The organism is Hydrocoleum sp. CS-953 (assembly GCF_002260545.1).
Lineage (GTDB): Bacteria > Cyanobacteriota > Cyanobacteriia > Cyanobacteriales > Microcoleaceae > Trichodesmium.
The window spans coordinates 1-6,687 of record NZ_LGSU01001092.1 but is presented as its reverse complement, the minus strand read 5'-3'; the positions used below and the strand labels follow the sequence as shown (position 1 = coordinate 6,687).

The 6,687-nt window shown below is 38.0% G+C and carries 8 protein-coding genes; 4 read left to right on the top strand and 4 right to left on the bottom strand.

What is annotated here, in order from left to right; translation table 11 throughout:
* Positions 1 to 126: 126 nt before the first annotated feature.
* Both psaK and AFK68_RS16515 read right to left on the bottom strand, forming a co-directional pair.
* Positions 127 to 390, bottom strand: coding sequence for a photosystem I reaction center subunit PsaK (gene psaK / locus AFK68_RS16525; RefSeq protein WP_094673735.1), 264 nt, complete (start codon positions 388 to 390; stop codon positions 127 to 129).
* A gap of 305 nt (positions 391 to 695) precedes the next feature.
* Positions 696 to 1,373 carry a phycobilisome rod-core linker polypeptide gene (locus AFK68_RS16515; protein WP_094673733.1) on the bottom strand — a complete coding sequence of 226 codons (678 nt, stop codon included), beginning with the start codon at positions 1,371 to 1,373 and terminating at the stop codon, positions 696 to 698.
* Positions 1,374 to 1,776: 403 nt separating this feature from the next.
* Here AFK68_RS16515 and AFK68_RS16510 point away from each other — a divergent pair, with 403 nt between their 5' ends.
* From AFK68_RS16510 to AFK68_RS16495, 4 genes are all read left to right on the top strand, one after another.
* Complete coding sequence (locus AFK68_RS16510) at positions 1,777 to 2,331, top strand: bleomycin hydrolase (protein ID WP_094673732.1); 555 nt, start codon at positions 1,777 to 1,779, stop codon at positions 2,329 to 2,331.
* Positions 2,332 to 2,405: 74 nt separating this feature from the next.
* On the top strand, positions 2,406 to 2,894 hold the full coding sequence (locus AFK68_RS16505) for a bleomycin hydrolase (protein ID WP_094673731.1): 489 nt from the start codon (positions 2,406 to 2,408) through the stop codon (positions 2,892 to 2,894).
* Between the two features lie 303 nt (positions 2,895 to 3,197).
* Positions 3,198 to 3,992: a phycobilisome rod-core linker polypeptide gene (locus AFK68_RS16500; protein WP_094673730.1), complete on the top strand. Its 795-nt coding sequence runs from the start codon at positions 3,198 to 3,200 to the stop codon at positions 3,990 to 3,992.
* Positions 3,993 to 4,099: 107 nt separating this feature from the next.
* A complete protein-coding gene (locus tag AFK68_RS16495; RefSeq protein ID WP_094673729.1) occupies positions 4,100 to 4,969 on the top strand; it encodes a HEAT repeat domain-containing protein in 870 nt (289 codons plus the stop codon).
* Positions 4,970 to 5,379: 410 nt separating this feature from the next.
* On the opposite strand, the gene AFK68_RS16490 is transcribed toward AFK68_RS16495, so the two are convergent.
* Complete coding sequence (locus tag AFK68_RS16490) at positions 5,380 to 6,003, bottom strand: HEAT repeat domain-containing protein (RefSeq protein WP_094673728.1); 624 nt, start codon at positions 6,001 to 6,003, stop codon at positions 5,380 to 5,382.
* Positions 6,004 to 6,130: 127 nt separating this feature from the next.
* The gene (locus tag AFK68_RS16485) at positions 6,131 to 6,466 is read right to left on the bottom strand and encodes a HEAT repeat domain-containing protein (RefSeq protein ID WP_094673727.1); all 336 of its coding nucleotides are present in this window, start codon (positions 6,464 to 6,466) and stop codon (positions 6,131 to 6,133) included.
* Positions 6,467 to 6,687 lie beyond the last annotated feature (221 nt).

Sequence of the window (6,687 nt, the reverse complement as noted above, 5' to 3'; positions counted from 1 at the left end):
ATTAATTATTAATTATTCGGTAAAGTACCCAAAGCAAATGTAGAGACATTCCATGGAATATCTCTACTATTTTTCACCAGATATATTTTAAATGTTAGTAGAACACCCTGAAGGTATTTCAGTAGGTTAGAGAATACCTATATTTGCCAACCCTAGAATAGCACCAAATCCGATTACATGGCCTAAACTGGTAGTTGCTAATAGTGCAGGATACCCCATTCCACCAAACATTTCTGGCATAGGTAATGCGGGTCCAGTAGTAGGAGCAGCCATAGTGAACTTACCTATAGCGATCGCTAGTATATTGCAAATAATCATTACTATTCCAACTAGAGGACTCCACTCAGGAGTATGGGGAACAGCAGCAGCAAGTGTCATTAAATGAATCATGTTAATTTCTCCTTAAATTGATTAAAACAGTAATTAAAACTGGATAAACTGAAAATTTTTTGTGAATATTTTAAATGCTTTTTAACACAGGAATATTAAAAAGAACCTGTCTTGAAAGCAGCAATGGCAATTGTCAAAAATATCCTGATAACTTCAATGCCGAATGCAACAGCTACAACAGCAAAGATTTTACTAACAAGAACGGGTGGATTTCCATTTTTCCAACGTAGAACACTACCANAATTAAAACTGGATAAACTGAAAATTTTTTGTGAATATTTTAAATGCTTTTTAACACAGGAATATTAAAAAGAACCTGTCTTGAAAGCAGCAATGGCAATTGTCAAAAATATCCTGATAACTTCAATGCCGAATGCAACAGCTACAACAGCAAAGATTTTACTAACAAGAACGGGTGGATTTCCATTTTTCCAACGTAGAACACTACCATAATAATGTGGTTTATACTGATTAATATTCCCTGGTCCTGTATAGCGTTGAATACTTTGCTCTTTAGGTAAAGCAGGAAGATTTTGGTCGCTGGAAAAGAGTTTCATAGAACGACGACTTGGCACAATATTGTCACCAAAAGCTGCTATATATTCATCACTTCCTGTCAATTGTTCTGCAAAAGCTCTGAGACCTTCTGTTGCTAAAAAAGAACTCCACTTATACTTTTCCAATTGTTCTGGTGGACGACCAAGAACTCTTTCAAAACAAAGACTAACAAAATAATAGTTGCTATTAACTCCCAGAATATAGTCTCTGTACATTTCTGAACAAAGTAACTCGCAAATCATGTCGCGGGTTGTTAATTCACCTGCTAAAAACAATGAATCTAATGTAGAATTACGAAAGAAATCGAAATTTCTATTTTCTTTAAAAAGTTGTCGATAGATTGCTTTTAAACAAGATGGACGATCTGAATAATCCTGTGTCGGATTAATTTCCATCAAGCTTGTATTAACAGGTTGTGTCTGCATTAAAACTCTCCAAACTATTTTGAGGAAATTGTGTTTTTTGTAATCCGGTATTGCTGATTCTAAGTATCAGAATATAGTCACTAACTTTAGGTAGTAAAAAACTTTTTCTATTTCCTGACTCCTAACATCATAACCATCATTCACCAACACTAAAAATCCTTATGTTTAATACCCCCAGCCCAAAGCAAAAGGGGGCTGTTCATTAATTTAATATTTTCTGCAAGTTTGTCAAGTAATTAAGTAGGAAAAGTAATAAAAATTAACTTTACAGATTTTGCATATCACTTAGTAAAGTTTTATTAATTTGTTTCTCATAAATGAGATTTTGAATAGCTATATACCTTATATATAGCTGTGACGATTTTAAGTCAAATATTAGAATTAGCTTTACAAGGAGAATTAAATGCTTGATGCTTTTTCCAAGGCCGTAAGTAGCGCTGACGCTAGTGGTAATTTTGTTGGCGGTGCAGATTTAGAAGCCTTAAGGGGATTTATTGCTGACGGTAACAAACGTCTAGATGCTGTTAACGCTATTACTAGCAACGCTAGCTGTATTGTTACTGACTCTGTTGCTGGTATCTGTTGCGAAAGCCCTGGTTTAACTGCACCTGGTGGCGGTGTTTACACTAACCGGAAAATGGCAGCTTGTCTACGGGATGGAGAGATTATTCTTCGTTATGTTACTTATGCAATGTTAACTGGTGATGCTTCTGTCCTCACAGATCGCTGCCTCAATGGTCTGAAGGAAACCTATGCTGCTCTAGGAGTTCCCACAGGTAATGCAGCTCGTGCTGTTGCAATTATGAAAGCTTGTGCTGTTGCGCACATCACAGCTAGCAACACTGAAGGTCAAGCTGGAAGCAAATACCGTAAGATGAGCTTTACTGAAGGCGACTGCTCTAGTTTGGCCGGTGAGTGTGCTGGCTACTTTGATGCAGTTATTGCTGCTATCAGTTAAGATTAACCAGTTTTAGACTTGACGAATTAACATTTTAACCCAATCTATTTTCAGAAGAGGAGAAAAACTCAATTATGAAATCAGTTTTAACTACAACTGTTGCTTCTGCTGATTTAGCAGGTCGTTTTCCCAGCGGTTCCGATTTAGAATCTGTAAAAGGTGGCTTAGAGCGCTCTGCAGCTCGCCTCGAAGCAGCAGAAAAGCTAGCAGGTAATTATGATGCTGTAGCTCAAGAAGCTGTAGATGCTATTTATAGCAAATTCCCCAATGGTAGTGGCCGGGATATGGATGCAGAAGCTCAAAAAGGTAAGTGCAAGCGCGATATGATTCACTACTTACGCTTGATTAACTATTGTCTAATTGTTGGTGGTACAGGTCCTCTTGATGAGTGGGGAATTGCTGGAGCAAGAGAAGTATATCGTGCTTTAGGTATTGATACTGCTACTTATATTACTGGCTTAAGTTTCCTCCGCAGTCGTGGTTGCGCCGATCGTGATATGTCTGCTCAAGCTTTAGTAGAATACAACGGATATCTTGATTATTTAATTAATTCCATGTCCTAATCTCATTTCTTTAAAAGTATCGCTACATAATTTTGCTTTGTTTGTAGAAGTCAGAAGATAAGAATTAATATTCTATTAATTGCGGTCTAACACGCAGGCGAACCCAGAAACCCGGTTTCTTGTAGACATCTATTGTTCATGCGCAACAATTTATCGTAGAAACCGGGTTCCTCTCGTGTAAGTCCTATATTCTATTAATTGCGGTCTAACTACTTCTACTAGAGGCAAAATTTAGGCTTTCTATAAAGAAATATAATTTTTCAGAAATACCAATTTAAAGATTAAGTCTTTAGGAGGAAATTAATGCCAACCTTAACTACATCAGCAAGTCTTGGTTTAGATGCTTTTGAAGGCGATCCGCTAGAACTTCGCCCCAATACTACTGAAGGCGAACTAGAGCAGATCATCAGAGCTGTCTATAAGCAAGTTCTAGGAAATCAGCATTTGATGGAAGGCGATCGCCTATCTAGTGCTGAGTCTATGCTCCGCAATGGCGATCTTACAGTCCGTGAGTTTGTTAGAAGTGTAGCTCAATCAAGTCTTTATCAGAAACTATTTTTTGAGTCTTCATCTCAGTATCGCTTTATTGAGTTGAACTTCAAACATCTTTTAGGTCGTCCTCCTCAAGAACAGGAGGAAATTTCTGAGCACGTTCAGATGTATAATGAACAGGGGTACGAAATTGAGATTGACTCCTACATTGATAGTGATGAGTATATCGAGAGTTTTGGTGACAATATTGTACCCTATCCCCGCAGTATTCGTTCTATTGTTGGATTGAAAAACGAAGTTTTCAACCGGACGTTTTCTCTATTGCGAGGTTCTGCTACTAATGATAGTGATAACACTGCCAAATTAATTACTTCTGTAGCTGCTAATTTACCTACTGCCATTAAGCTACTCGCTGTGGGTAACGGAGCTTATTATGGCAATACAGAAAAGCGCTTTAAAATTAAGTTTTCTACTTCTAAAGCTCCTGCTAGGTTGAGCAAGTTTAGTCGTCAAGAATGTGTAGTGAACTACAGTCAGATGTCTCAGCAAGTTCAAAACATTCACAAAACTGGTGGAAAAATTCTAAGTATTACTGAAGTAGCATAATATTTTTCTTTTTTGTAATCTAACCCGGTGCTGCAATGCTTAGGTATTATAGCGCGGGTTTTTTAGTGTATTTTAATTATTAGTTCTCAAATTATTATAGTTTTTCCATGTCTCCAGAAGAAATAGATACTTTTCTCGCAGAAACTAGACAACAAGCAGTCCAAAAAACTTTTGACATCAATGATAGCCAAAAGTTACAACTTATGGTAGAGTGCATGGGCGATTCACGAGGAATGGTCCGCTTAGGTTTTGCCGAAACTCTTGGACAAATTGGCAAGCCAGCTACTCCTTTTTTGACTGAAGCTCTCCTCAATCACTCCGATCCTGTTGTGCGACGAGCTAGTGCAAAAACTTTGACCTTAATTGCCGATCCAGATACAGTGTCGCCCCTAGTTCATGCCCTACTTAATGATGAAGATACGGTAGTTAAAGGATCGTCAGTTGGCGCTCTCGCTCGGATAGGAGAATCTGCTGCCCCTGTTTTGTTGGAAATTTTAGGCTCTACAGAATATCCAGAAAGCACCAAAGGTCATGCAGCTTGGGCTTTGGCATTTATTGGACCTGAAGCAAAAGAGCATTTGTATCGGGAGATTAATTCTGAAAAGGTGGCAGTTAGGTCTGCTGTGGTAGGAGCGATCGCTAAAATTGCCCAAGATTCAGGAGAGGAGGATGCCCTCAATATTTTATTAACTGCCCTGGGAGATTCGTCTGAAGAGGTACGCACTGAAGCAGCAGCAGTTTTGGGAAATTTAGCTTACAAACCAGCAGTTCCTAATCTAGTTGAATTACTCAATCATCCGACTAGCGGTGAAACCCGCAAAGCAGCAGCTTTGTCTTTAATGAAAATTCGTTCCCATAGTGCTTTAGAACCGTTACGAGCAGCATGGGAACAAGAGTCAGACGAAGAGATTAAGAAAATTATCAAATTGGCAATTACTCAATTAGAGAGACTATCTCCAGAAAACGATGCGGAATAAATCAGCTATTAGATAACATTAACCAGGCTGAAGCAGAAAGCTTTAGCTATAGAAAAATTGGGGTTGCACATTAAAGAATGATATAGAATCCGGTTGAACAGTTGTCCGCAGCGACGAAGCAGAAGCAATCTTGCGAACCCCTGAGATTGCTTCCTTCCACTCCGTTCCAGTCGCAATGACTTGAGTATAGTAATTATCTGGATTTGATATGATTAGGACTTACCCACTACAACGTATTTTCGTCATTGCGACCGACAGGGAAGCAATCTCAGATCCTAGTTTTTCCTATCTTATGCGTAAGCCCTGATGATAATAGATTTTCAACTGTATATATATTGAGGAAAGAATTATCCAAAAATATCTACTTTCGGATTTCATCATTCCTGATTGTGAAACGCCGAAAAATTAATTTAACCTTGGTTAGATTTAAACTTCAACATATCCAAGCGAGATAAAGCACTCTTAGCAGTTTGCCGTACATAGGTATCAGCAGATTCATCATTAGCTAATTTGCTTAATACTTCTTTAGAGCGATCGTCATTAATAGAACTAACAGCATTAAGAATTGCTACTGCCAAACCTAAATTATCAGTCCCATCAAGAACCTCTAGCAAGCTATCTAAAGCAGGCACACCAATAACCCCTAATGCCATTGCCGAAGCAATATGAACAACGGGGTTTTGGTCATTGAGTCCTTGTTTCAAACCCTCAATTCCATCAGAGGGAAAGGGAATATCTTTATAGTTAATAGCTACCTGAGCTAGAGCCTTAGCACAACTACTTCTAATAGTTGAATTATCACTGTTGAGCAATGAATCTACTAAAGATGGCACAGTATCTGTCCCGATAGCTCCCAGTGCCTTAACTGCTGCTCGACGATAAACGGTATCTTCTTCTGCCAAAACTCCCATCAAGCGAGGAATAGTAGTTTCATCATGAGTTTCGGCATGAGTTTCGGCGATTTGCCAAATTGCTCGCTCACGCAAGTTAGGGTTTTTGTGTTTTAGTTGTTCAAATAATGAGGATTCTGTCATTTCAGTTATCAGTTAATTCAGTTTCTTTTTCCTCTACCTTCTGCCTTCCTTCCACAGATACAAGTAAATCGGATTCTATATTAGGATTAGGCAAGAAAAAAGAAGTTTAGATTTTATTGATTTTATATTATCTTAGTATAACATCTATTAGACTACTTTGAAAAAAGAATGCTACAAAAAGGTACTGAGCTAGAGCCTTAGCACAACTACTTCTAATAGTTGAATTATCACTGTTGAGCAATGAATCTACTAAAGATGGCACAGTATCTGTCCCGATAGCTCCCAGTGCCTTAACTGCTGCTCGACGATAAACGGTATCTTCTTCTGCCAAAACTCCCATCAAGCGAGGAATAGTAGTTTCATCATGAGTTTCGGCATGAGTTTCGGCGATTTGCCAAATTGCTCGCTCACGCAAGTTAGGGTTTTTGTGTTTTAGTTGTTCAAATAATGAGGATTCTGTCATTTCAGTTATCAGTTAATTCAGTTTCTTTTTCCTCTACCTTCTGCCTTCCTTCCACAGATACAAGTAAATCGGATTCTATATTAGGATTAGGCAAGAAAAAAGAAGTTTAGATTTTATTGATTTTATATTATCTTAGTATAACATCTATTAGACTACTTTGAAAAAAGAATGCTACAAAAAGGTAGAGAGAAATCAGATATGCTTAAAAATAGCTCCTATAA